At 43.6% G+C, this 24001-nt stretch carries 20 protein-coding genes; 4 read left to right on the plus strand and 16 right to left on the minus strand.

Annotation, left to right across the window (positions count from 1 at the left end):
• Positions 1-59: 59 nt before the first annotated feature.
• The 3 genes from NSS94_RS25910 to NSS94_RS25920 form a co-directional block, all read right to left on the minus strand.
• Positions 60-1088, minus strand: coding sequence for a helix-turn-helix transcriptional regulator (locus NSS94_RS25910; RefSeq protein WP_069011330.1), 1029 nt, complete (start codon positions 1086-1088; stop codon positions 60-62).
• Between the two features lie 677 nt (positions 1089-1765).
• The gene (locus NSS94_RS25915) at positions 1766-2830 is read right to left on the minus strand and encodes a Gfo/Idh/MocA family protein (RefSeq protein ID WP_039275006.1); all 1065 of its coding nucleotides are present in this window, start codon (positions 2828-2830) and stop codon (positions 1766-1768) included.
• A gap of 117 nt (positions 2831-2947) precedes the next feature.
• Positions 2948-3856: an AraC family transcriptional regulator gene (locus NSS94_RS25920; RefSeq protein ID WP_029518478.1), complete on the minus strand. Its 909-nt coding sequence runs from the start codon at positions 3854-3856 to the stop codon at positions 2948-2950.
• A gap of 510 nt (positions 3857-4366) precedes the next feature.
• Between NSS94_RS25920 and NSS94_RS25925 the strand changes: the two genes are divergently transcribed.
• From NSS94_RS25925 to NSS94_RS25940, 4 genes are all read left to right on the plus strand, one after another.
• Positions 4367-5575 (plus strand): MFS transporter, encoded by a 1209-nt coding sequence (locus tag NSS94_RS25925; RefSeq protein ID WP_029518479.1) that lies wholly within the window; start codon positions 4367-4369, stop codon positions 5573-5575.
• A 164-nt stretch (positions 5576-5739) separates the two neighbouring features.
• Positions 5740-7008 carry an aspartate aminotransferase family protein gene (locus tag NSS94_RS25930; protein WP_238438022.1) on the plus strand — a complete coding sequence of 423 codons (1269 nt, stop codon included), beginning with the start codon at positions 5740-5742 and terminating at the stop codon, positions 7006-7008.
• Between the two features lie 34 nt (positions 7009-7042).
• A complete protein-coding gene (gene gutB1 / locus NSS94_RS25935) occupies positions 7043-8092 on the plus strand; it encodes a 2-amino-2-deoxy-D-mannitol dehydrogenase GutB1 (protein ID WP_029518481.1) in 1050 nt (349 codons plus the stop codon).
• 30 nt (positions 8093-8122) lie between these two features.
• Positions 8123-8905, plus strand: a complete 783-nt coding sequence (locus tag NSS94_RS25940; RefSeq protein ID WP_029518482.1) for an HAD family hydrolase — start codon at positions 8123-8125, stop codon at positions 8903-8905.
• A 243-nt stretch (positions 8906-9148) separates the two neighbouring features.
• On the opposite strand, the gene NSS94_RS25945 is transcribed toward NSS94_RS25940, so the two are convergent.
• The 13 genes from NSS94_RS25945 to NSS94_RS26005 form a co-directional block, all read right to left on the minus strand.
• Positions 9149-10750, minus strand: a complete 1602-nt coding sequence (locus NSS94_RS25945) for an alpha-amylase family glycosyl hydrolase (RefSeq protein ID WP_029518483.1) — start codon at positions 10748-10750, stop codon at positions 9149-9151.
• 177 nt (positions 10751-10927) lie between these two features.
• On the minus strand, positions 10928-11404 hold the full coding sequence (locus NSS94_RS25950; RefSeq protein ID WP_029518484.1) for an RNA polymerase sigma factor: 477 nt from the start codon (positions 11402-11404) through the stop codon (positions 10928-10930).
• Positions 11405-11444: 40 nt separating this feature from the next.
• A complete protein-coding gene (locus NSS94_RS25955) occupies positions 11445-12386 on the minus strand; it encodes a polysaccharide deacetylase family protein (protein WP_341040504.1) in 942 nt (313 codons plus the stop codon).
• Between the two features lie 66 nt (positions 12387-12452).
• Positions 12453-13667, minus strand: a complete 1215-nt coding sequence (locus NSS94_RS25960) for an ABC transporter permease (protein WP_341040505.1) — start codon at positions 13665-13667, stop codon at positions 12453-12455.
• Positions 13664-14401, minus strand: a complete 738-nt coding sequence (locus NSS94_RS25965) for an ABC transporter ATP-binding protein (protein WP_039274993.1) — start codon at positions 14399-14401, stop codon at positions 13664-13666. Before NSS94_RS25965 ends, NSS94_RS25960 begins: the two co-directional genes overlap by 4 nt.
• Positions 14398-15858: an efflux RND transporter periplasmic adaptor subunit gene (locus NSS94_RS25970; RefSeq protein WP_341040506.1), complete on the minus strand. Its 1461-nt coding sequence runs from the start codon at positions 15856-15858 to the stop codon at positions 14398-14400. Before NSS94_RS25970 ends, NSS94_RS25965 begins: the two co-directional genes overlap by 4 nt.
• 35 nt (positions 15859-15893) lie before the next feature.
• Positions 15894-17003, minus strand: a complete 1110-nt coding sequence (locus NSS94_RS25975; protein ID WP_341040507.1) for a TolC family protein — start codon at positions 17001-17003, stop codon at positions 15894-15896.
• Positions 17004-17187: 184 nt separating this feature from the next.
• The gene (locus NSS94_RS25980) at positions 17188-19200 is read right to left on the minus strand and encodes an ABC transporter permease (RefSeq protein ID WP_341040508.1); all 2013 of its coding nucleotides are present in this window, start codon (positions 19198-19200) and stop codon (positions 17188-17190) included.
• Positions 19166-19945, minus strand: a complete 780-nt coding sequence (locus NSS94_RS25985; protein ID WP_069011315.1) for an ABC transporter ATP-binding protein — start codon at positions 19943-19945, stop codon at positions 19166-19168. The genes NSS94_RS25980 and NSS94_RS25985 overlap by 35 nt, the downstream gene beginning before the upstream one ends.
• A 101-nt stretch (positions 19946-20046) precedes the next feature.
• On the minus strand, positions 20047-21033 hold the full coding sequence (locus tag NSS94_RS25990) for a sensor histidine kinase (RefSeq protein ID WP_341040509.1): 987 nt from the start codon (positions 21031-21033) through the stop codon (positions 20047-20049).
• Positions 21030-21731 (minus strand): response regulator transcription factor, encoded by a 702-nt coding sequence (locus tag NSS94_RS25995; protein ID WP_318628377.1) that lies wholly within the window; start codon positions 21729-21731, stop codon positions 21030-21032. Before NSS94_RS25995 ends, NSS94_RS25990 begins: the two co-directional genes overlap by 4 nt.
• A 489-nt stretch (positions 21732-22220) precedes the next feature.
• Positions 22221-23063 carry a carbohydrate ABC transporter permease gene (locus NSS94_RS26000; protein ID WP_029518494.1) on the minus strand — a complete coding sequence of 281 codons (843 nt, stop codon included), beginning with the start codon at positions 23061-23063 and terminating at the stop codon, positions 22221-22223.
• 28 nt (positions 23064-23091) lie between these two features.
• The gene (locus NSS94_RS26005; RefSeq protein WP_069011311.1) at positions 23092-23970 is read right to left on the minus strand and encodes a carbohydrate ABC transporter permease; all 879 of its coding nucleotides are present in this window, start codon (positions 23968-23970) and stop codon (positions 23092-23094) included.
• Positions 23971-24001 lie beyond the last annotated feature (31 nt).

Consider the following 24001-nt stretch of genomic DNA (forward strand, 5'->3'; position numbering starts at 1 on the left):
AGCATATTGCGCCAAAGTTCTTGTTTAACACGCCAAATGACAAAACTCATTAGGCAGTCCTAGCGTGCTCCGGATATCGAGTTTGTACCTAAATGTTCAGTCCGCCAATTTGAAGGCGTATCCCCCTCCCATTGGCGGAAGGCGCGGTAAAACGAGTTTTGATCTTCGTACCCAATCAGGAATGCTACCTCTTTAATATCGAGCGAGGGGTCTGCCAAGTACTCTCGTGCCTGCTCATGTCTAGCTTTTGTCAATAGAATCTTGAAGCTCGTATTTTCGTCAGTAAGACGGCGCTGCAAGGTACGATCGCTCATACTGAGCTCCTTCGCCACAGCCTGAATGTCGGGGCGCCCTCTTGTAAGGCTGCGTTTCATGATCCATTTGACCATCTCGGTAATTGAACGGCTGCGCTGCTGTTCATCCAACGATCGGTCCAGAACAGGAGTCAAGATTTCCAGCAACTCTTCGTTGTACGAGACAAAGGGGCGGTCCAGGTCTCTTCGATGTAGCGTCAATCGGTTACATTTTGCACCAATCCGGATACGACAGCCGAAATAAGCTTCAAGGGCTTGTATATCGCCCATGTAGTGCGAAAATTCAACAAGCTGCGCTTTCAAAGGTTGACCTGTGCCCCGGCGCCCAATCTCCAGAAGACAAGCCAGCGTGCTACCAACCAGCATCGGCGGACCAGACTGCTCGGGAGATAGCCACTCCAGATCAATTGTACAGTGCTCGCCCTCCTCCGTGATATGTAGGTTTTCCGGGGGGCACAGTTGTTTGTACCGAGCCATTCGGTTTAGAGCGTCGCGATAGTCCCGAGCGTGGTAAGTCGCTAAGACAGTCGGTGGGTACTTTGCTGTATCAAAGACGGTCACAAGCCTGATGATTCCTTGGGCTGTGTCACCAATGAGATCAGAATATGCCTGCCAGATCGCGAAATATTGGGCGGTGGTGACTACTGGTTCAGTAATAATGGTGATCGGCAGTCGTGCTTTGCGTGCTACGTCGTGGGCGCCAAACCCTAACTGACATAATCCTGCCCACAATCCTGGCGGGAATTTAATACGCTCAGAGGTATGAGACTTCATATATATGGGCCTCCTTTATATACTTACATATTCATTGGTTTTGGTTGCGATGAGGTCCCTCTTAAGTACACATAAGAATACTCTTAAGTACGTTAAGGTGTCTACATTAATGTAATAAGCTGTGGAAAATGTTACATCATATTGTTATCTGGGCTACTTTCAATCAATGATGAGTGATTTGGCGAATTACTTAATCATGATAAAATTCTGTTAATGCATGAACGACTCATTCTCAACACCAAAAAACACACCCATATGTTTATGAGTGTGTTTTTAAAACCCCAAATCACCGACACTCCTAGGAATGTCATTCCCTTAATACTGATTATTCTAGCTCTTTCATGGATTATTTTATGTTTTCATGGAAGATTTAGAGTGAAATGTGTTGATTTAAGGAGGAAATAGCGGATTTAATTTTTATGTAAAAACATCTTCTTCTCTTTACGTGTAAATTAAACCTATTCGAAATCTCAGCAACTTAAAAATGATCAAGCCATAGAATTCGGTTGTGGAGCGATACCCGCTTGAGTTTTATGGTGGGCAAAACTATTTTGCTCACCATTTCAAAGGTTTACTGATTACTTAAATGCATCCCAAAATTTCATTAAATAAATCTGTTTGTTTCTCTCCAGATTCCTATATATCTCTCTTATGATGGATCGAAAAATAGAGCAGATCTAAATAGTTCTTCGAATCACGCTTTTGGTTGCTGCCGCCTCAAAAATCGTCTCAATCAGCACCAATACACGGTGTACTTCTTCATTTTTGATTGCAATCTCCGCTTTTCCTTCGATGGTGGAGACAAAATTCTCATAAAAGCTTTCTGCAGCAGCAGGTATTTTCTCAATCGGGAACTTAAGGGTGGATTCCTCAGACGGCGGCGCCATCGTTTTCGTCAATCCTTGACCTGCTTGAATCGGCTTGGGTTCCACGTGAGCAACATCTGGATTTCGGGTGACGATCTCTCCGCTCAAATCCCAATCTCGAATCACTGCGGTTCCTTCGGTTCCTTTAATATACCAGCGTGGCAGCTTTACGTAATTGGTTGTACCCACTTCAATGACTGCTGTCAGGCCGTCCTTGAACTCAATAAAGCTGGCAAAGCCGTCATCCACTTCAGTCCCCAAAATATAGCTTAGGGTAGCAGCTACGCTTTCTATTTTGCTGTCCGTAATCTGAAGCAGCTGGTCCAACAGATGTACTCCCCAATCCAGTAGCATTCCTCCGCCATACGCCTTTAGTTGCCGCCAGTCACCTGGAATGCCATTAGCTCCCTGAACTCGCGATTCCAGCTGGAAAAGCTCGCCCACGGTCTTATTGCCAATTATATCTTTGATAATTCGGAAGTCTTCATCCCATCGACGGTTCTGATGTACCGTAAACACACGATTTTCTTTCTTTGCCACCTCAACAATATCCAAGAAATCCGCGCTCGTTATCGTAACCGGTTTTTCGCAAATGACATGCTTTCCGGCTTGTAGCGCCTGAATCGCGATTTCCTTATGAACATCATTTGGTGTTGCTATCAAAACAATATCCACGGCCTCATCGGCCAGAACGGCATCCAGGCTAGCGTAGGTTTTATAGCCGGCAGCCGCAGCCAGTTCCATCCGGTAATCGACAATATCATATACACCGCCAACGGCAAGTTGCTGATTAGATTCGATCAATTGAACATGGTAGCTTCCCATGCCTCCATAACCGATGATGACTACATTGTATATACGATTGTCCATTTTCATCTTCCTCCACTCCTGATTTAAGCCCACCGCATATCAATCGGTTGCTCACGTATCCATAAATCTTAATGTCTTCGTAACTCACCCTTCACTTCGTCGGATAGCTCTATCATACAAATCTCATGAAAAGCTTTCCTCCTCATTTCTTGCTGTTTTATTCCCGAATATTGTCCTGCGGTATTTCAATGGTGATGTTCCTGTCGCTTCCTTAAAGAGATGATGAAACGTCTTTACACTACTGAACCCTGCCGCCTCTGCGACCTCAGTAATCGGATTGTTTTCATTCAACAAGATCCATTTTGCCTTATTTAGTCTGTAATCATTCAAAAATGCTACAAAGGTCATCCCCGTATTCTTCTTAAACAGCCTGGCGAAATAATAAGGACTGAACCCCATATAATCAGCGACATTCTTCAGCGAGATGGTTTCATGATAATGACATTCCACATACTCAAAAATACGTTCCAGTTTATAAAGAGTGTCCTTGGATTGTGTTAAGGTTCTTTCTGAGAGTTCAGGAAGCCTTGGGGTTATGCTTCTCGGCACTTCACGCATAATAAGAGTCAACATCTCAAACACCTTGGCTTTGATCATATAAGCATGGCCTTCGTGTCGGTTGACGTTCTCATCATAAATGCTTTGAATCAGAGGAAGCATTTTAGCTGCTGTTTCTTCTGGCCAGTTCCAGCTTGATTGCTCCATCTCCGTAAATATATATCTTAGAGGGCGTTTCTGATCACTTAATGTGGAAACCTCTTGAAAAAAGCTCAGATCAAATTGAATAACCACCCGTTCGCTGTCGGGAGAGGCCAAGAAATAATGAACATCACCCCCATTTATAAACTGAACTTCACCTTGTTTCATGCGTATCGAAATATCGTTAATTCCCAGATCCAAGGTTCCCTGGGTCACATAAATAATTTCAATTTCTTTATGCCAATGAGGATAGCAAAGCACGTCGCCTTTATTAATAAAACTCCGGAAAGGAAAATGTCGGTCAAGCTCCGGGATTTCTAAATAAAAATTCATTTTGGTAGACTCCTTTTGCAGTAAAGTTCAAAAAGCCGTGCACATGACTAATGATAATTATGCTGCACTGCATTCCTTTCTTCCCTTCTTCATGCTTCTCCTTCTCAACTAGCGAATAAAATTCCCTCTCCCTTTTGAATTGTAAGCGTTTAACATTCGTTTTTCTACCCTATCAATCATAGTTGCTATGAAGTAAAGCAACTGTTAGGCATCTTTACTAGGTATCCTTACTAACATTATTGCAAACTCAAAGTTATGACTTAATTATGAGCCGTTTGGCGTTCGAGAACAATTTGGACTGATCTTATTCCCTCCTGCCGCTTGCAGTTTCTTTAGATAAAGGTTTCACCTTAACTGGATTAAACATAATTGAAGTTAAATACGTGTAAAATTGTCAAATTAATTTTTTACATTTTCTATATAAAAATATATATACATTTCCAATGTGATGGTATATTCTAGTAAAAAAAATACTCATATAAAAAATATGACCTACTGGAGGGACAGGCCTTGAAGAGACTATTCGCTTTAAGTTGTGCTTTCTATCTGTTAATCGGCGTCACCAGTGTGGTGCTTGGGGCATTACTGCCGACTTTACTATCTCACTATGGACGGGGGTACAGCGATGGTGGATTACTGCTGTTCCTGCAGTTTTTCGGATTTCTTGTCGGTGTTCTGCTCACCCCCTTCATGGCTCTGCATCTGGGTCGCAAGTCCATGTTATCCATAGCCCTGGGTAGTATCGTGGCAGCGTGCATTATCTTGGGTGTACTACCCTCATGGAATTGGGTCATCGCAATGGCCATCTGGGTTGGTTTCGGCTCAGGCATCATTGAATCGTCCATCGGAGCGTTTACCATTGAGTTCACGGAGGAGCAAAAAGCCGTGGCCATGTCTAAGCTGGATGTCTATTTTGCACTTGGTGCACTGCTTATTCCGGCGATCGTTAGCCTGTATATCTGGCTTGGAATGTGGAATCTAACCTTTTACACCATCTCCCTTCTCACTTTTGTCTTAGCGCTGTTGTGGCTTACCATGCCTACATCCGCCTCCTCTCACCTTACCCAAGCAGACATCCGAACTACTGAACGTTCAGTTGAACAAGCCCGTTACTCTGGACAGCATCGTGTATTGCTAGGAATCTTCATTATATTCTTCTTTGTTTATATGGGTCTTGAACTGGGGCTCATGAACTTCCTACCTTCTATTCTGACAGAGACGCTACATCTTCAAGGATCCGTAGCCTCGCTGGGTGTCAGCGTGCTTTGGATTGCAATGATCATTGGTCGTATGTTCTCAGGAAGGATTGCAGAGTCAGCAGGATATATTCCTTACCTGCTGTGGAGTGCAATCGGTACTTTCTGTTTCCTAGTTGCCATGGTGTTTATATCCAGCCAATGGGCTACATACCTTATAATTTTCGGTGCAGGTCTATTCATGTCTGGACTCTTCTGTATCGCGCTTGTCTATGCCAACGTGCTGATTCCAGGAATGACCGAGCGGACGACCAGCATTCTGATTGCGTCGGGCGGAATTGGCGGCTCGGTGCTTCAATATGTAATTGGCTGGAGCATGAGCGAATGGCCAGTGGCGGCTAGCCTCTGGATTTTAGGAGGGTTTACTCTGATTTTGCTGCTGGCACTTATTCTCACGCATCTGTGGAATGATCGGGGCAGCCGAGTCGTTGACTCTCTTGCCCATCAGGGCAAGGAAGGATGATATTGTTTTAGTTCTTAGGGGAGGTGAGGCCTATCGCAGAAGCACCGGATTATGCTCCGTTGTCCATGAGGGCAAGGAAGGTGGATTTCTTATTTTGGGGAGGTGAGTTCAGCCTCGTTATGCTCTGATAGGGTGGTAGACTTTATAAAGATGACTTAATAAGAATGTATATTCTGATATGGAGGGGAAATATCGTGCATACGTTGACCAAAGAACGTTTCAGATATGGTAAAGGCATTACTCTAATTGACGATTCGGGTAAGGAGTATTTGGATGGCGTATCCGGCACCTTCAACTTGTCGCTCGGTTATAACCACCCTCATGTCGTAAGCAAAGTACAGGAGCAAGTCGGCAATCTTGCACACATGTCTTCTACTTTTACAGAGCCTTATGTCGAAGAAGTCCTAGATCATCTAATCCAGTATGCCCCGAACGGCATAGACGCCGGATGGATGAGAGATATTACCGGCTCCACAGCGAACGAATGTGCTGTGAAGCTGGCCCAAAAATACACCGGAGCAACCGATATCATCAGTCTGCATCTGTCACATCATGGACAAACCCAGTTTGCAACAGGCATTTCCGGTAATGCCTTTCGTCGCAAGAATTTCCCTAACTCAGTTGCAGCAAATTCTCTGCATGTGCCTGCCCCCTACTGTTATCGCTGTCCTTTTAATTCTTCACCAGACAAGTGTGGTCATCATTGTATTGACGCTATATCGGACGCCATTGAGTATGGAAGCTCAGGGTCTGTGGCCTGCATGATTATTGAACCCATTCTGGGCAACGGAGGTAATATCATCCCGCCTGCAGGATATTTCAAGCGCCTCCGTCAGCTATGCGACGAGCATGGGATGATTCTGATTGCAGACGAAGTGCAGACCGGAATCGGGCGGACAGGTTACATGTTCGCAAGTGAACTGTTTGACATCCAACCGGATATTATTACTCTCGCTAAGGGTCTGGGTGGTATTGGAGTCCCGGTTGCGGCGGTATTGATGCAGTCTCGTCTCGATGTCCTGGAGAAGCACGAACATTCCTTTACTTCGGGCAGCAATCTGATCTCGGTCACGGCAGCCAAATCCACATTGGAGGTTGTAACCGAGCCCGGTTTTCTGGAAGCCGTCCGGTCCAAAGGAAGCCTGCTCGGATCCCTACTGACGGAGATGGCCGACAAGTATGATTGCATTGGTGAGGCTCGTGGCGTCGGACTGATGTGGGGACTGGAAATTGTAGACGAGGACGATGCCCCGGATGCAGTGAAAAGCAACGGGATTATCGATCGCGCATTTGAGGAACAACAATTAATTCTGAGAGGTTCCCGTTACGGTTATGGGAATGTGGTCAAAGTCAGACCTTCCCTCACGGCTACCGAAGATGAGATTGCCGAAATTGTTAAACGGCTTGACGCCGTTCTTGCTACCCTTCACTAACGATCTGCCCAATAAGCAAAAGGAGGAATTATACATGCTCGCACTTGTATATAAATCAGCTTGGGATGTCGCACTTGAGGAAAGACCTATCCCGGAGATAAAAAAAGATAACGATGTACTCGTCCGGATTCGGGCGACTGGCGTATGCGGTACGGATCTAGGTATCATCAGTGGCAAATATCATGCCGTGCCTTCTACGATTTTGGGGCACGAATCAGCGGGGGATGTGATCGCTGTAGGACCAGCCGTCAGTTCACTGCAGCCTGGAGACCGAGTGGTGATTGATCCAACTTACTACTGCGGCCAATGCGAAATGTGCCGGACAGGAAGACAAAATCATTGCACACACAAATCCGTAACAGAGACCGGAGTCAGCGCAGACGGTACGTTCACCGATTATTATGTGACTGAGGACCGTTTTTTGTACAAGTTGAAGGACCATATCAGCTACGAAGAAGCGACGCTGACCGAGCCGCTGAGCTGTATGCTGACCGGAATCAACCAGATTAACCTGCTGCCGAACTTCACAACCGTTATTATAGGCGCAGGTCCGATCGGGATTCTGTACAGCTATGCTCTTGCTTCGAAAGGCGTAACTGGTTGCCTTGTTGACATCTCGGAGGAACGGCTCGCCATAGCGGATTCTATTGCCCCCGAACGGTGGTCCGCGCACGCCACACTGGAATCGGCCATTCATAAGCTGGCTCCGTTAAAAAATCAGGTGGACATGATTGTGGACACCACAGGAGTGGTCGGCACTGAGGTACTAAGCCAGCTTGCGAGCGGCGGGTATTTGATGCTGGTGGGGCTGAGAGATGGGATAAGCTCGTTTAATCCGAAAGAGGTAGTTGACCGTAGCCTTAAAATCATCGGTTCGATTGATTCTCTGGGCACGTTCTCCACGGCGCATTACCTGATTGAGCAGCAAATCATTCCCGCCAAAAAAATCATTACCCACTCGTATCCGCTGGATGACTACCATGAAGCCTTTAAGACGCTTGGATGCAATATCAGCGAGCGGACACTTCAGCCCTCGTCTCAGGCGATCAAGATTGTGCTGCAATCTAGTGGCTCCGACAACTAAATTTAGCTACTAACAAGGGGGAGAATGGACATGACGAGCATCCATCATGTTACACCGACGAATAATGAATGTACAGGAGACCTATCCGCGTCCGTTCCAGTCAAAGCGGTCATTTTCGACATGGACGGGGTGTTAGTAGACAGCGAACCGATCTACTTTGAGGTCGAACGCAGCTCCTTTGCCCATTTCGGTGCGCCCATGACGGAAGAAGAGCATCACACCTATGTCGGAGTGACACTCGAATCCATGTGGCGTCAAGTGCTGGACAGGCATCAGCTCACCAATACGGTGGAAGAGGCCTTGTCCTATCACCGAAAAAATGTGATGCAGACAATGATTGCACACGAGGGCCTTGCGGCGATCGATGGACTGGAGCGGTGGCTGGACTGGCTGCAAGAGAAAGGGATTCCGGTCGCGGTGGCCTCTTCCTCTCCGCGGGCGCTGATTGATCTCATTATGGAAAAGACAGGACTTGGCCGTTACTTTGACATTCGAATCACCGGTGAAGAGGTACTGCAGGGTAAGCCGGCACCGGACATCTTCTTATACGCCGCCGAGCAGCTAGGCATTGCACCGGCCCATTGCATCGTTATTGAGGATTCACATAACGGGGTCCAGGCAGCCAAAAGTGCAGGAATGTACTGTATCGGCTTCCATAACCCCGGCTCCGGCCGGCAGGATCTGTCCAGAGCTGATCGCTGTATTCTCAGCTATGACGATCTGTGGGCGATCAAAGAGAATTTGCCGTTTGATGAGCAGTTGCTTGCCAAGAGCAAGAGTCGAAACATACCGGAAGGCATACCCCCTTTATAATCATATGGAATCGTCCGATCTTTACTATGATTGAGGGTATTAAATAATGCCCCTTGGAATATACACTGGAGAATGTCATTTTTCCTTCCCTGTGTGTACTCTAAGGGGCGTGCTTTACGTCAAATCGGTATAGTTAGAACACGTACGTTTCCGGTTCAATAGAAAAAAGGGGTGCTGTTAACACCCCAAACTGGATTCAACGATATATGCCCTGCTTCATCTGAACGGTAATTTTGCGTATATTCAGCTCTTTCTGTCTTCTTCGGTAATCAGAGAACTGTAAGCCGGAATTTTAACTGTTCCTTTCTTCACCTTCACATCCTTTGAGGTGGAGAAGACCACTTTCCATTTACCCTTATCGGAATCTTTCATCTGCAAGGTAACCGGCTCTCCAGACAGGTTATGATATACATACAGTGCTTCTTTGCCTGAAGTACGTTTAAATGCGGTCACGCTGGCAGAGCCTGCTTGTATAGGTTGCAGACTGTCGCTGCGTAAAGCTTCATGTTTTTCCCTCAGACGGATGAGTGTGCGATAGCTTTCCAGCAGGGAATCATCGTCTCTCAGCTGCGCTTCCACTGATACCTCGCCTTTGTTGTATTTGGGTTTCTCCCATGTCGTTTGACCAGGGCCCTCTCCCTTGTACCAGCGCATAGGCTCACGAAGAAACTCATCAGGCTTCTCTCCCTTCATACCAATTTCTTCGCCATAATAGAGGAACGGCTGACCCGGAAGCGTTAAAAGAATGGAAGCGGCCAGCTTGGCTTTTCGCACATCCCCGCCTAGCTCGCTCATGACACGAGTCTGGTCATGGTTGCTCAGGAACGGAGCATCGAGTGCCGCCTTATTATATGATTTGTACAGTTGCAGCGTTTTCTCGGCGAATGCCGCGATACCCTGATCTCGGCCGTTTTTCACGGACTTCAAAATCGTTCCGCCCAGGTCAAAATTAAACAAGGAGTGGAGCTGTCCGTAATAAGGAGCTATGGTCTCCGGTTTGTCCCATACCTCTCCTGCCAGATATACATTTGGATTTACCTTCTCCATCTCGGAACGAAATTCACTCCACCAGGCAATGTTCTTATCCGCACCATCTTTCGTCTGTCCTCTAAAAATATGCATCGCCGCGTCAAGTCGGAACCCGTCTGCACCTTGCTGCAGCCAATACTTGCCGACTTTGATCATTTCTTTGCGGACTTCGGGATTGTCAAAGTTCAGATCCGGCATGCCCGACCAGAACGTACTGTAGAAATACCCTTCGCCATTCGGATTCTTATGCCATACCTGCTGACCCCACGAGCCCTTTTCTTCCAAATCTGTGTTCTCATCCGCCCATACGTAATAGTCGTGGAATTTGCTTTGCGGGTTGGCACTGGCCTCCTTGAACCATGGATGCTCGCTGCTTGAATGATTGATAACAAGGTCCATGATCACCTTAACGCCCTTTCGGTCCGCTGCTTTCATCAAGGTGCGGAAATCATTTAGACTCCCATACTGTGGGTCCACCTGATAGTAATCAGTTGCATCATATTTATGGTAGCTTGGAGATGGATTTAGGGGCATAAGCCAGAGGCCGCTGACCTGCAAATCCCTACCCGAATGGGGTTTTCCATCGTTTAAGTAATCAAGCTTTTGTGTGATTCCTTTCAAATCACCATGTCCGTCTCCATTCGAATCATAAAAAGAATTGATATAAATTTCATAAAATACGCCGCTTCCAGTAGAAACCGGAGGCTTATGTCCGTTCGATTCCTGCTCTGCCATTGCGCTTGAAGCGAACATCGTGAGCATAGGCACCGTTAACATGGCGGTGGACAATCTTCTTAAGCGTTTGTTACGTGTCAAAACAAATCAGCTCCTTTGATTGTTATGGGTGCGCTTTCATTATAAATAGAAACAATCCAAAAAAAGGGGATATTTATTATCTATTATGGTGGAAAATATCGATCTTATTGTTTTATCTCTGTATTGAGCGAAAAGAGGAGCAGACTCTATGTCTACTCCTCTTTTCATCCAATCAGTTCAAGAAATATATCTCAATTTAATACGTTGGGAAGCTCTGTGAAGCGAAGACTTCACTGCATTCTCACTCTTGTTTAAAATTCTAGCCGTTTCCTTTATGGAGTATCCTTGGACTAATCGCAATTCAAGTACCGTTCTTTGCTCGGTATTACTTGCCATCAAGAGAATTTGATTGACCTCCTCCTGAATTTCAAAATCAAGGATATCCCAGTGATAGTGGAGCAGCCCCTTACGTAAAATGTATTCCTCCATCTTTTTTCGTTTTCTGATTAAATCTATAGCTAAATTTTTGGCAATTCTCAAAAGGTAAAACCGAATACGATCTTGGGGCAAGTCAGGCGAAGCTCTTATAAACCGAATAAAACACTCATGCAACAAATCTTCAGCATCCTGTTTGTTATGCAATATCCTCAATAGATAGCCAAAGAGGTCTGATTTGCAAGATAAATATAGATCCTCCAGATCTTTAACATCCATATTATTGCGTATCCCTTCTGCTTTGATTGAAATCGGTACGTTACTTGATAGTCTTAAATTCATATCCCTGCTTTTTTAAATATCTTATGATTTCAGGCAAGGCTTTGGCTGTTTCTTCCTTCCCATAAGTGTCATGCATGAGTACCACTGCTTTTTCTCTAGTCCCAATATTTCTCATGAATTCACTAATTAATTGCTCAGCATTCTTACGTGCACCCTCTGCATCTTTAGGTAACACATTCCAGTCAATCTGATGGTAATCCTTATCCTGTAGTGCTTTGTCCAGTACTTCCATACCATCGGGATCATTTCTCTGCCATGTCATGTGGCCGCCTGGAAATCGAATCGCTCTTGTGGAAAAATTCTGCCCCAATATTTGCTTTAAAACTTGATTTGTTTTTTCAATATCATTCATAAAACTGCTCGAATTCACAGTCTGATTCGGATACAAATAACTGTAGTCATGTGAGTAGGTATGATTTCCGATCGCATGTCCTTCCTTAACCAATCTTTTTGTTATTTTTTTAGTCACTTCATTTTCCTCTACTGCTTTTCCTACCACAAAAAACGTTGCTTTCACACTTTCTTTTTTAAGAATATCTAATATTTTAGGCGTTACGGTAACCGATGGACCATCATCAAAAGATAAATAGACTACTTTTTTACCGTCAATCCCCTCAGGTCGCTGCCCTTGCATTTGCTGATTTAAGTACTTTTCAACAAATGCTGCATCTTCAACACCCGAAACATTTTGTAGAGAAGATTCCCTCCCTTTGGATTTGTTATTTAGTTTGTCGGTTGATACTGATTCTATTTTTTCTGCATATTCAATCGTTTTTACTGGCTGTGGTTTACTACTGAAGATGTCAAAGAGTTTTATAATCATTAGAACCATACAAATGAGAATAATAAACAGTAGTCTTCTTCTCTTCCTCTTCATTCGATGAGCTCTGGTTCTATTTTGCACATAGCTTTTTTCCATAGTATATATTCCTCCAAAAATCTAGAAGCAGTTCACGTTTTATGTTGCGACCATGTGCCCATTCAATTATTCGTATCTCAATGCATCTATTGGTTTTAATCTTGCTGCTTTATAAGCCGGATATACCCCAAATAGAATGCCTGTACCTGCAGAGCTAAGAAACGAATATAGGATCGGCGAGATTGTAAATTCAATGGTCATGTGTGCTGTTGCTTCGATTATTTTGGAGGCGCCTACGCCTGTAACAACCCCGAGCATCCCCCCTAGCAGACCAAAAATGACCGCTTCGGACAGGAATTGAATCATAATATCTCTTGGCTTGGCACCAATAGCTTTTCGAATACCAATTTCTTTCGTGCGCTCTATAACCGACACCATCATAATATTCATAATTCCGATTCCCCCTACCACAAGTGAGATCGCAGCTACACCTCCCAGCAAGCTGGTCATGATATTATCTACACCGGATGCTGCACCTGCTGCTTCGGACAGACTCATTACTTGAAATTGATCCGGTTCCGAAGGTTTTAGCTGATGCGTCACACGCAAGCTTTCCAATATGTCTGATTGAGCCTGACCCATCAAGCCTGGTGACTTGGCGGATACCTCCAGACCAGTAATGTTTTTCTCACCCAGACGGTTCATCATGGTTGTAGCCGGGATGTAGATTTGATCATTTGTACTGTAGCTTAAATTCGTAACAGGCTGAGAATTCAATACTCCGATTACTTTGAAAGGGATCTGTTTGATTTGAAACGTTCGTCCCAATACGCCTTTGGTATCTCCACCAAAAAGACGCACAACCGCTTGGCTTTCCAGAATGGCAACATTCCTACGTTTATCCATCTCATCGTTGGTAAATGTTCTGCCCTCGGCAAAGGAAAACTTTTTGGCCTTATAAAATGAAGCAGATGTCCCTACAATGGTTGCATTATAGTTATATCGCCCCCATGCAGCTTTTGAACTGCTTGAAATACGGGGCATCATTGCTGCAATCGAACTCTTTTGTTCCAATGCCTCGACATCTGTCCACGTAAATGAGGGCAAGGTATCCTGATTTATTTCTTCCTCAGTCATTGGCATGACGGGAGCAACCAAAAGTACGTTATTTCCTAACTTATTGATTTCCTCCTTAATACTGGCCTTTGAGCCATTCCCGATGGCCATAATGGCAATCACCGCTGCCACCCCGATAATAATACCGAGTATCGTTAAAAATGAGCGCATCTTGTTGGTAGTTAAGCTGTTCATCGATACACGGATCGTTTCCATCAGATTCATAGACTTACCACCCTTGATGAAATTCGTCTATTTGCAATAGGCTCATCTCGCTCAATGTTACCATCCCGAAAGCTGATCAATCGTTTGGCATATTCCGCTACTTCCAGTTCATGAGTAACCAGGACAATGGTTTTTCCTTGCTCATTCAAGCCTTGGAACAGCTCCATAATCTCGATGCTCGTCTTCGTGTCCAGTGCACCCGTAGGCTCATCTGCCAGCAGAATGACCGGATGATTCACCAAAGCTCGGGCGATGGAAACCCGCTGCTGCTGACCGCCAGAAAGCTCGTTAGGCTTGTTATACATCCGTTCTGCAAGACCCACCATCCGAAGCGCCTCTATAGCTCTTTCCCGACGCTCCTTGGCAGGAACACCTGCATACATCATAGGCAGCTCCACATTTGCTAAAGCTGTAGTACGAGGCAGGAGATAGAATTTCTGAAACACAAATCCCAGCTTCTGATTTCTAATCTCTGAAAGTTCGTTCTCACGAGCATCCAATATGGAGTAACCATCCAGATAGTATTTACCGGTATCCGGATGATCCAGGCAACCAATAACATTCATCATGGTGGACTTGCCTGAACCAGAGGGCCCCATGATAGCAACAAACTCCCCTTCGTTAATAGATAAGTTCACACTGCGTAGAGCCTGAATCTCCTGACCGCCTACTTCATACCTTTTTTTCAGCTCTTTAATTTCAATAACGGTGTTATTGGATTGAGTTTCACTCATTGTGTCTGCCCCCCTCCACTGCCATTCGGGTCAGCACTGCTGTTCTGAGGAGGAATCACAATGGTTTCACCTTCCTTGACACCGGACTTGATTTCGGCCTGATCCGCTGTATACACACCCAGTTTCACCGGTCTAAACTCATAATCCGCCGGATTCGCCGCGTTCTTCGCTACATATACTCCATCCACACCACCTTCAGACCTCAAGGCAAACAATGGCACAGACAGCGTATTTTTGTGTTCGGCTAACAGTAGGGATACATCCATGTTCATCCCCGGTTGCAGTCTTATGTTTTGGCTATCCAAAGACAATTCAATTTTGTATGTAGTCACATTGGATTCCGTCACCGGCTCTGGAGAAACAAAACGTACTTCGCCTTTAAATGGTTTGTCCGGGAATGAATTCGGTAGCATTGTCGCCTGAAGTCCAGTCTTCAATTTAGCAATATCACTTTCATTAACCTTGGCAAGAACCTTCATAACCCCTGTGTTGGAGTTATTCATGACAATAAAGGGTGCAGTAGGACTAGTCCCCACATCGCCATTGACTTTCAAAATGATCCCATCCCACGGCGCCGTAACCTGTAATTTACTCAGAACACTTTTCTTCTGCTCTAATGCCGTCTCAGCCTGTAATAAAGAAGCTTGTGCAGATTGGATGTTGGAAGCTTCAGGCGGGGACTGTGCAGCCTTTAATTGTATTAATGCTGTTTTATAGCCCATTTCCGCCTCTTCGATCGCCTCAGTTTGCTTGGTCTTTGCCTTCTTGTACTGCAGCTCCGCATTACTCATGTCCAGTTTTGCCTTATCCAGATTTTGCTTGGCTGTCGCCAGGTCACTTTCTGCTGCCGCATCATTCTGAACCAGAAAAGCCTGGTCATCATAATCCTTCTGGGCTTTATCCAAAGTCACCTTGGCTGCCTCCTTTTGAGCAGCAGCTTCCTCTAATTCCATCCCGTTTTTGGCTGTTTTAATCGCCATCTGTGCCTTTAAGACATTTGCTTTCTGGAGCTCGATATCATTCGTTTTGGGTCCGCGCTTGGCTTCTTCCAGCTTGGCTCTTGCAATCGCGACATTGGATTCGGCATCCTTAATTTGCAGCCTAGCGTCCGAATCATCTAATCGTGCTAGAACCTGACCTGCTTTGACGCTATCTCCTGCTTTAACATTGACAGCGACGAGCTTGGCACCCTCGACATTTGTAAAATTAATATTTACTTCCTTGGAAGCCTGAACGGTTCCAGTCACGCTAAGCGACTCAGTTATGTTAGCTTTCTGTACCTGTATCACCTGGTTCGCCGGAGCCTCCACAGACTTTTCCTGACCCCTTTTCATGTAGAGCGTACCACTAATCCCTACAATAATAAGCAAGGCCAGAATACCTATGCTCCTTTTCACTTTTCTTTTTTTTCTTAATACTTGTAGTGAATCTTTATCTTTCTTTTCTGTTTCCGACAATGTTATATCCCCTTAAATTGTATTTTTGCTAAATCCTATACGCTCCACGGCTTGTTTAAAGCATGTTGCAGCAGCGTCATTTGGACAACGAGCTCATCCATATTCCGTTCAATTTGCTTTACTTTCAACTGATTTGTAGCGACCTCCGTGCCCGTAGCAAATCCACGTTCCTTTCTTTTGCGAGAAATGTCCAACACTTTATTAAGGTTCTGTAGATTACTTCGCATTTGCTCGTATTGTTCTTCATTTTGCTGTAAGTTAAAGTACATACTCTTCAGTGTTTCTGCTAGTTGATCCTTGGTATTTTCCAGTCCACCTTCTGCTGAATCTACATCAATCTGCTTAATTTCATAGTCATCCGTTCCCGAATTCCATGTGTAATATTTAATTTCCATTTTTGCTAGCTTGACTGCCTCTTCCTGTCTCCATACTGAAGGACTCGCCGAGATGGCACGCGTCACCAGCGTATCCAGATTCGTGTTATCCATCTTCCGGTAAACGGGTCGGTCCACCAGTTCATATAAATTTCCTTGGGACTGCCCCATTTGTGTATTAAGCGAATCTAGCGCTTTTTGCAGCGCAGCTTTTGCAATGTCTACATTTTTTTGAGCCTCTATACGAGTCTGAATAATCGTACTTCGATCACCTGGAGAAATTTTCCCACGGTTAGCCTTCGCTTCAGCAGCTTTTTCCTCCAATTGCGCGAGCAAAAGTGCATCCTCACTACTCTTGACTTTGTTATCAGCCAGAAGTACGTCATAGTAATTCTTCATTGCAGTGTAGTCTGCCTGATCTTGGGCAAGCTCGATTTGCTTTTTGGATTCCAAATAAGAAACTGTCGATGAAGCATACCCCTTCCATGCTGAACTACTAGCCACATCTTCTTCGCCGTTGCCTTGACCTGCAGGAATGAAATCCAGATTCTTGCCTGCATTTTTCAGCATAATTCGGTTACGATCTATCGTTTGCTGGGCTTCCTTCAAGCTAAAGCTATTGGATCGTGCCCATTGCTGAGCTTGACTCAGTGTTAGTTTCACACTTGCTTTGGTAACCTGCTGCTGCGCCTCCTCTGCTTGAACAAAGGACTCTAATAAAGAACTGGCCGACAAGGCGAGCAGCAATAAAATGAACATACGTTTTTTCATAGATATCCCCACTTTAAAAATATGGTATCGATTTAAATATAGTTTTATAATTACGTTGTTATACGAATTATGTGTTTTCTTCTGTATCCCACTTGAGACTTTATCTTCTTTTCAGTGCAAAATTCCAGAAAGGAGGAACTTCATCCTACCCTTCTGCAAATTTTTACACACAACTTATCCTTCCTTACAATATCTTTAAATCTAATTGACGGAGATACAGTGAACGTACAATAAGAAAGGAAAGGAATTGGATGGCCCAGAAGCACAGCATAATCTGAATCAGCGTAAGGTGAACGGGTACTCCATATATTCCAGATGGTTCTGAAATCACTAAACAAAGCACCATTCCTATAGACGATACGACTAATGGCAGAAGAAATATGAATGCAATTTGTCTGGAAGCCGATTGTCTCATTTCCCTTGAGTTTAGTCCGATTTTCGATAAAGCTCGGTATATTTCTTCATCTCGCTGAAGATCTACATACAATCTGAAATACTGCAGACTTACTGTACTTGCCAACATAATAATGGCGATAAATCCGCCAATAAATTCACTAATAACTAGATCCATCTCCGATGTCAAATAGTCTACTGCCCTAGAGTTAAGCACCCCTTTATTCACCTTATTGGCCAACACGGAATACAACCATACCTCTTGTTGAGTTTCAGAAGTTTCTAAGGAAAGTTGGCCATTTTTCCATTTTGGCACAAAATAATAAGTAGATTTATATGCCAATGGATCATTGAAATACCGTTGTTCAATTAAATAGTCGTAAGTTCGATCAGAAACAACAAGTAGCCTTCCTAGTTCAGAGACGATATTTCCATCAAACTTCAGGTTATGATCTATCATCTTAGTATCCATAATCTGAAGATTCATCATATGAGATTTCCCTTGCTTGTAAGTTAGCTTTTTTTCAAAAAAGGTTTTCTTTTCTTCGAGAGACATCTCGTTTGGATCGATAATGAAAAAACCTTGATTCTCCCGAAGCGCAGGTATCTGCTTCAGCTTCTTAAACTTGGAAGCAAGTGCTTCATAGTTGGAATGTTTCATCACTGGCGCGAGTTGTTCACGAAAGGGAAAGATCAACACTTCACCTTTCGCATAATCCACCCCAGCCGTATACAGATTTTGGTCAATCTCTTTTTCAAGCTCGTTAGAACTTACAACATCAGAAGTAAATGCAAATGAATAAGATTGCTCCTTAAGAAATCTTTTTTGCTGCTGCATGGAGTCAAAAGTTGATGCGGCTCCTACACAGGAAATGATAGAAATGAGGGTAATCAATGAAAAAAGCCCGGCATTATTCCTCATTTTATATGTGATCTCAGATAACCATAACAAACGCGATCCGCTCCAAGACCATTTCCTGTTAGCTCTAAGCAATTGAATGAATAGTACACATGATTGATTATAAAATAAGTAAATACCCAGAGATCCCATTATAATTGTATATTTAAAGGTGTCTCCGACCGAATAGTGCAATATATAAAAAGAAAGGGTCCCTAAACGATACGGTGCCAGATAAATGTATGGTGAAAAATCAAGCTTCATTAAATATACAGCTGCTCCGATTAATACTATGGCAAGAATGGACAGACTCCATAAAGCTTTAGGTTCTTTGTTAAGCTGAGGAACCTTGCTAAAAAGCTGCTGTAGTTTAAAACGTCGGATAAAGAAAACAGACACAAGTGAGATCAATATAAACAAAAACATAAAGCCGATTCCTGTAAAAGCCAGTGCTTTCCAGGGAAAATAAAATCTTAAATAAATTCCTGTGACATGGGAACCCATAAGCAGGAAAAACTTCGCTGAAACAAATCCTCCGATCATCCCGGTCACCAATGATAAAAAGCCTATAATTAGATTTTCAAAAGCTACCAAAAAACAAATTTGCCTATGACTCGCTCCTAAAATGGTGAGTATACCAAATTCTTTCTTACGTGCAGCAACAAAGATATTGTTTGTGTATAATACGAAAAAAAAGGAAAATATAAAGATTAACAGATCCGCAACCTGTAATCCCTTTTTTACGTTAGCTGCTGTGATTACATTCGAGACATCCGGGTGAAAAATAAATACCGCATATACGAAAAAAATCGTAATCATCAAGGAGCTGCTTAAATAATAAGGAACGTAAGCACGCGCATTGCGTTTGAGATTATTCCATGCTAACAGACGAAAGCTCATGTGCATGTCTACTTCCCCCCAAAAAGGAGAGCATATCTATGATTTCCTGAAAAAATATTTGCTGACTATGACTACGACGGATTTCATTATATAACTCACCATCTTTAATAAAAATGACCCGATCGCAATAGCTAGCTTCCAAGGCGCCGTGTGTTACCAGCACAATTGTAGAATAGTCTACACGGTGAACAAGGCTCAGCATTTCCATTACAACACGCGAAGACTTGGAATCGAGATTTCCGGTTGGTTCATCTGCAAGCAGGAGCGAAGGAGAATGAATCATAGCCCTGCCTATGGCTGCACGTTGTTTTTGTCCCCCCGATACCTCATAAGGCCGTTTGTCCAAAACATCTGAAATATCCAGTTTTTTCGCTACTTCTTCCAGTTTGTGCTCCATTTCCTTTAACCCTTTTTTATTCAGCATCAGAGGAAACAGTATGTTTTCTCCCAAAGTGAGGGTTTCCAGCAAATTATAATCTTGAAATACAAGCCCCAGTTCTTTGCGGCGAAATAAAGCCAGCTTATCCTTCTTGAGCAGATGTGGATTTTCCCCTTTAATGCTAACCTCGCCAGAAGTCGGCATATCAATGGTCGAAATCATATTTAATAATGTTGTCTTCCCACTACCAGACGGCCCCATAATACCAACAAACTCGCCTTGTTTGATCGTTAAATGGATATTGTTAAGAGCTCGGTAGGGAACCTTGCCATAGTATATTTTGGTAACTTGATCCATTTGTACAATCTCCATCGTTCATTCCTTTCTTTTTCCTATGTCATGATCATAATCCATCCAGATAAGTGAAGCGACCGATTAACATTACAAAAACCTTAAATGTGTTGTAAGGTTTCTCATTTGCCAATGGAAAACAGGATTTGAACCGTCGTCCCTTTACCAACCGTCGATTTCAATTGAATATCATGATTCAGTCTTTTGCAGATTTCAGACACCAAATAGAGTCCCATCCCGGTTGATTCACGATACTTCCGCCCATTTTCACCTGTGTAATAAGCCTCAAATACCCGTTCTATGTCTTTTTTAGGGATACCAATCCCCTCATCCTGTACTTCCAACACAATGACATCCTCTCTTACGTCAGACATCAGCTTCAGACTGCGGGCATGACCTGAAGAGTACTTTACCGCATTGGTCACCAATTGGTTAATGATAAACCCTAGCCATTTGGCATCGGTAATCACACTCAACTGCTCGTCCACTTCATTGGAAGGATAAATTTCGTTGCGGATCAATAATCTTTTGTTATCATAAATCACATCACTAACTAGCTTTCGTAATACAACAGGCTCCACATGAAAATCTGGTTCAAAGGATTCCAATCGTGACATATACAAAATCATGTCCAGTCCTTTGCCCATTCGATCAATCTCATCGTGAATCTGATCCGATTCGGGGTCTATTCTTCCTTTGAGGATTAAATGAATAACAGAAAGAGGAGTTTTCATCTGGTGAACCCACTGATTGATAAACGTAATATGATCGCGCTGCTGATGCTCTAACTGATGTATTCGGGACTGATATAATCGATAATATTGTAAAAGCAAATGTTGTAAAGAAGAGGCTAGCGGATTAAGTACCTTCATTTGAATAAGCTCATCTAAATCTCTAATGTTTGTAGCGGATAATATGCGATATAAGCCAGAATACATAACGTATCGGAACAGCAAATAGACTACCAATAGGATGGACCCAAAAAAGACGGAATATAGGGCCGTCGACCAGTTACGATAACCATCCATCCAATAGATACTTAACACAAGAAAAAGTTGGATGATATTAAAAATGACCAGCGAAAAATGGTCGCGCCAAAAAAGCTTCACCGTTCTTCCTCCTCACTCAAGTGAAGGCGATAGCCAGACCCTCGAACCGTCTCTATAATATCCCCCAGTCCCAACTCGCTGAGCTTTTTGCGTAACCGAGTGACATAAACATTCAGTGTGTTTTCGCCCACATATTGGTGATCGTCCCATAAAGCCTCTAAAAGATGAACTCTACCCACAACCTGCTTAGGATACGTCATCAATAGCTCTAGCAGTGCTGCTTCTTTCTGGCTCATCTCTGCCTGCTTGTCCTGGAACTCAAGTTCCATAATATCGGGATATAGCGTCAAACCTGACACTTTTAAAGAACGTGATTTTGGAGCAACGGCATAAGAACCATAGGCACGTCGCAGATTGCTTTCTACTTTGGCTAACATTACTTCGGGATAAAATGGTTTCGTAATGTAATCATCTGCTCCGTTTTGCAAAGCAATGACCTGATCCATTTTATCATCGCGTGCAGACACAAAAAGGATGGGGCACGTAGACTGAGTCCGTATTTGCCTGCACCAATAAAATCCATCAAAACGAGGTAGATTCACATCAAGTAGTACCAAATCAGGTTTTACCTCTTGAAAAATAACCAGAACTTGATCGAAATTTGAAACAATAATTCCTTGATAACCATATTTCTCAAGATAGGATTGGAGCAAGGAGCTAATTTGAGGATCATCCTCTACTATTAATATCTTCTGCATCGTGTTTTCTACCTTCTTAGTGCTTGAATTTTTAACAACTGATTTCTCTATATAATGCCTTTATTTGATCGTTCAAGCAATAACAACAATCTAACCCCCATTGGTTGTAGATGATTAGGAGTTTTTCATGGTGGTATATATTGAATCCCGAATTATATGCATGGTGCCGAGCACGAGAGTGATTAACAATATAATTATAATAACGATAACTGTGACTGTTATAATAGTTCTTTTACGATTTTTTAATGTTTCATGGAAACTTTGCTTTGGATCTTTCAAAGTCTGCTTCACTTCTTTCCTTGCCTGCTGTTTACCAGCATAACAGCTTCTACACAACGAACAACAGTTTAAACTTACAAAACCCTTTATTTTGCTGTAAGGTTTCTGATTAGCCACAAACCATCGTCGGATTGAACTAACGTATGTACATATCAAAAATGCCCGGCTAGAGAATCTTTTCTGATTCTCTAACCGGGCATTTTATCCTTTCTACCCTTTTACAGCAGAACCTACCGTCATCGCCCGCTCCACTTGTTCACTCAAGAACAGGTAGACAAGTACCATCGGTAAGGAGGCCATAGTCATAACAGCTCCCATGGCTCCCCAATCCGTACTGTAGGAACCCTGGAAGAAAAGTAAGCCTAGAGGCAATGTTTTCATATTTTCATCTGAAATTAGAATATAGGCCAAAGTGAACTCATTCCAGTTGTTCAAGAATTGAAAAATGGCTACCGTCGCAATTGCAGGCAATGCAAGTGGCATAATGATTTTTAGGAACAGTCTATAAATATTAGCTCCATCCATGCATGCCGCCTCTTCAATCTCCTTAGGAATTGCTGTTAGGAATCCATAGAAAATCATTGACGAGAAAGGAAGCCCAATTGCGATATAAGGAAGAATAAGAGCTCCGTACGTATTCGTAAGATGAAAATCGCGAACCAAAATCGCCAGCGGTATCATGATAACCTGCAGTGGCATAAACATTCCTATGATCATATAAGTCCGGACAGCTGAACGAAACCTCCATCTCATACGAGCCACTGCGAAGGCAAACATCAGAGCCAGCAAAAGGATGAACAAAGTCGAAATCGTTGATACGACCAGACTGTTCAGAAAGTAACGGGGAATATTAAATTGCGTCCACGCATTGATGTAATTTTCGTAACGAAAATGCGTTGGCAGTCCAAATGGGTTAGAGACAAAGATCTCATCGTTGTTCTTGAACGAGTAGGAAACCATCCAGAACAACGGGTAGACCGAAACAATAAAATACAACCACAGCGGTATCTGCAGAACAGCTTGTCTGAACTTGCTCAAAGCAGTTTTACTCATTTCGTTCTCCTTTTCAATACACGCCTTATCAGGCGGTTTGTCCGCGGTCGAACAGCTTATTGATAACTACAGTTGCCAGTAGTGAGATTAGTACAAGCAGCACGGATACAGCACACGCATACCCATAATTGCTTTCCATAAAAGCATAGCGGTAAATCATGAATGTCAATGTATAGTTTGTAGTACCGGGCCCTCCGTTTGTCATAATCAGCATCTGCACAAAGGCCCCTATTCCAGAGGTAATCGCAATAATGAAGCAGAATTTGTACGTTTCCCTCATCAGTGGAAGCGTGACATGCCAGTGCGCTCTCCATTTGGTGCAACCGTCAATCGTGGCGGCTTCAAAGTAGTCTTCGGGTATTGACTTAACTCCCGCATATAACAACGCAAATTGATAACCCATAAACTGCCAGGCATTAACGAAGGCAATGGCAATAATCGATGCTGTCGGGGAGCTCAGCCAATTTTGCTGGTACGGGATGTTCAAGAGATCAAACAGTCGGTTGATCAATCCGTTAGTTGGGTCATAGATTGCGATCCACAGCTGGCACACCACGGTTACCGATAGGACAACTGGGATAAAATAAGACGTTTTCAGTATTTTTCGCCCGCGTGTGCGCGGGTCAGCACAGATTAGCGCTAATAGTGTTCCCAGTCCGATCTGAAAGACCGCCAGAACAATGGCAAATATTAATCCGTTCTTAAGCGAAGTAGCAAGTAGAGGATCGGAGAACAGTTCCCGATAATTACTCAGTCCCGAAAAGGTCAGCGTACTCAGGCCATCCCAATCATAAAAGCTGCGAAGAACGGTTTGCAGAACGGGATATATCAAAATTACGCTATACAGTATCAAAGCAGGGAGGAGAAACAGCGCGAGTGCCGGTTTGTTCCCCAAATATTTATTCATGTCTTGCTTCCACCCCTTATCTTCGGAACAG

The sequence above is a fragment of the Paenibacillus sp. FSL L8-0644 genome (assembly GCF_038008165.1).
Taxonomy (GTDB): Bacteria; Bacillota; Bacilli; order Paenibacillales; family Paenibacillaceae; genus Paenibacillus; species Paenibacillus polymyxa_D.

Coding starts and splice junctions, on each gene's coding strand:
- NSS94_RS25910 (WP_069011330.1), bottom strand. CDS start 1,088: ATGAAGTCTCATACCTCTGAGCGTATTAAATTCCCGCCAGGATTGTGG.
- NSS94_RS25915 (WP_039275006.1), bottom strand. CDS start 2,830: ATGAAAATGGACAATCGTATATACAATGTAGTCATCATCGGTTATGGA.
- NSS94_RS25920 (WP_029518478.1), bottom strand. CDS start 3,856: ATGAATTTTTATTTAGAAATCCCGGAGCTTGACCGACATTTTCCTTTC.
- NSS94_RS25930 (WP_238438022.1), top strand. CDS start 5,740: ATGTATATTCTGATATGGAGGGGAAATATCGTGCATACGTTGACCAAA.
- gutB1 (WP_029518481.1), top strand. CDS start 7,043: ATGCTCGCACTTGTATATAAATCAGCTTGGGATGTCGCACTTGAGGAA.
- NSS94_RS25940 (WP_029518482.1), top strand. CDS start 8,123: ATGACGAGCATCCATCATGTTACACCGACGAATAATGAATGTACAGGA.
- NSS94_RS25950 (WP_029518484.1), bottom strand. CDS start 11,404: ATGGATGTTAAAGATCTGGAGGATCTATATTTATCTTGCAAATCAGAC.
- NSS94_RS25955 (WP_341040504.1), bottom strand. CDS start 12,386: ATGGAAAAAAGCTATGTGCAAAATAGAACCAGAGCTCATCGAATGAAG.
- NSS94_RS25960 (WP_341040505.1), bottom strand. CDS start 13,667: ATGAATCTGATGGAAACGATCCGTGTATCGATGAACAGCTTAACTACC.
- NSS94_RS25965 (WP_039274993.1), bottom strand. CDS start 14,401: ATGAGTGAAACTCAATCCAATAACACCGTTATTGAAATTAAAGAGCTG.
- NSS94_RS25975 (WP_341040507.1), bottom strand. CDS start 17,003: ATGAAAAAACGTATGTTCATTTTATTGCTGCTCGCCTTGTCGGCCAGT.
- NSS94_RS25980 (WP_341040508.1), bottom strand. CDS start 19,200: ATGCACATGAGCTTTCGTCTGTTAGCATGGAATAATCTCAAACGCAAT.
- NSS94_RS25985 (WP_069011315.1), bottom strand. CDS start 19,945: ATGGAGATTGTACAAATGGATCAAGTTACCAAAATATACTATGGCAAG.
- NSS94_RS25995 (WP_318628377.1), bottom strand. CDS start 21,731: ATGCAGAAGATATTAATAGTAGAGGATGATCCTCAAATTAGCTCCTTG.
- NSS94_RS26000 (WP_029518494.1), bottom strand. CDS start 23,063: ATGAGTAAAACTGCTTTGAGCAAGTTCAGACAAGCTGTTCTGCAGATA.
- NSS94_RS26005 (WP_069011311.1), bottom strand. CDS start 23,970: ATGAATAAATATTTGGGGAACAAACCGGCACTCGCGCTGTTTCTCCTC.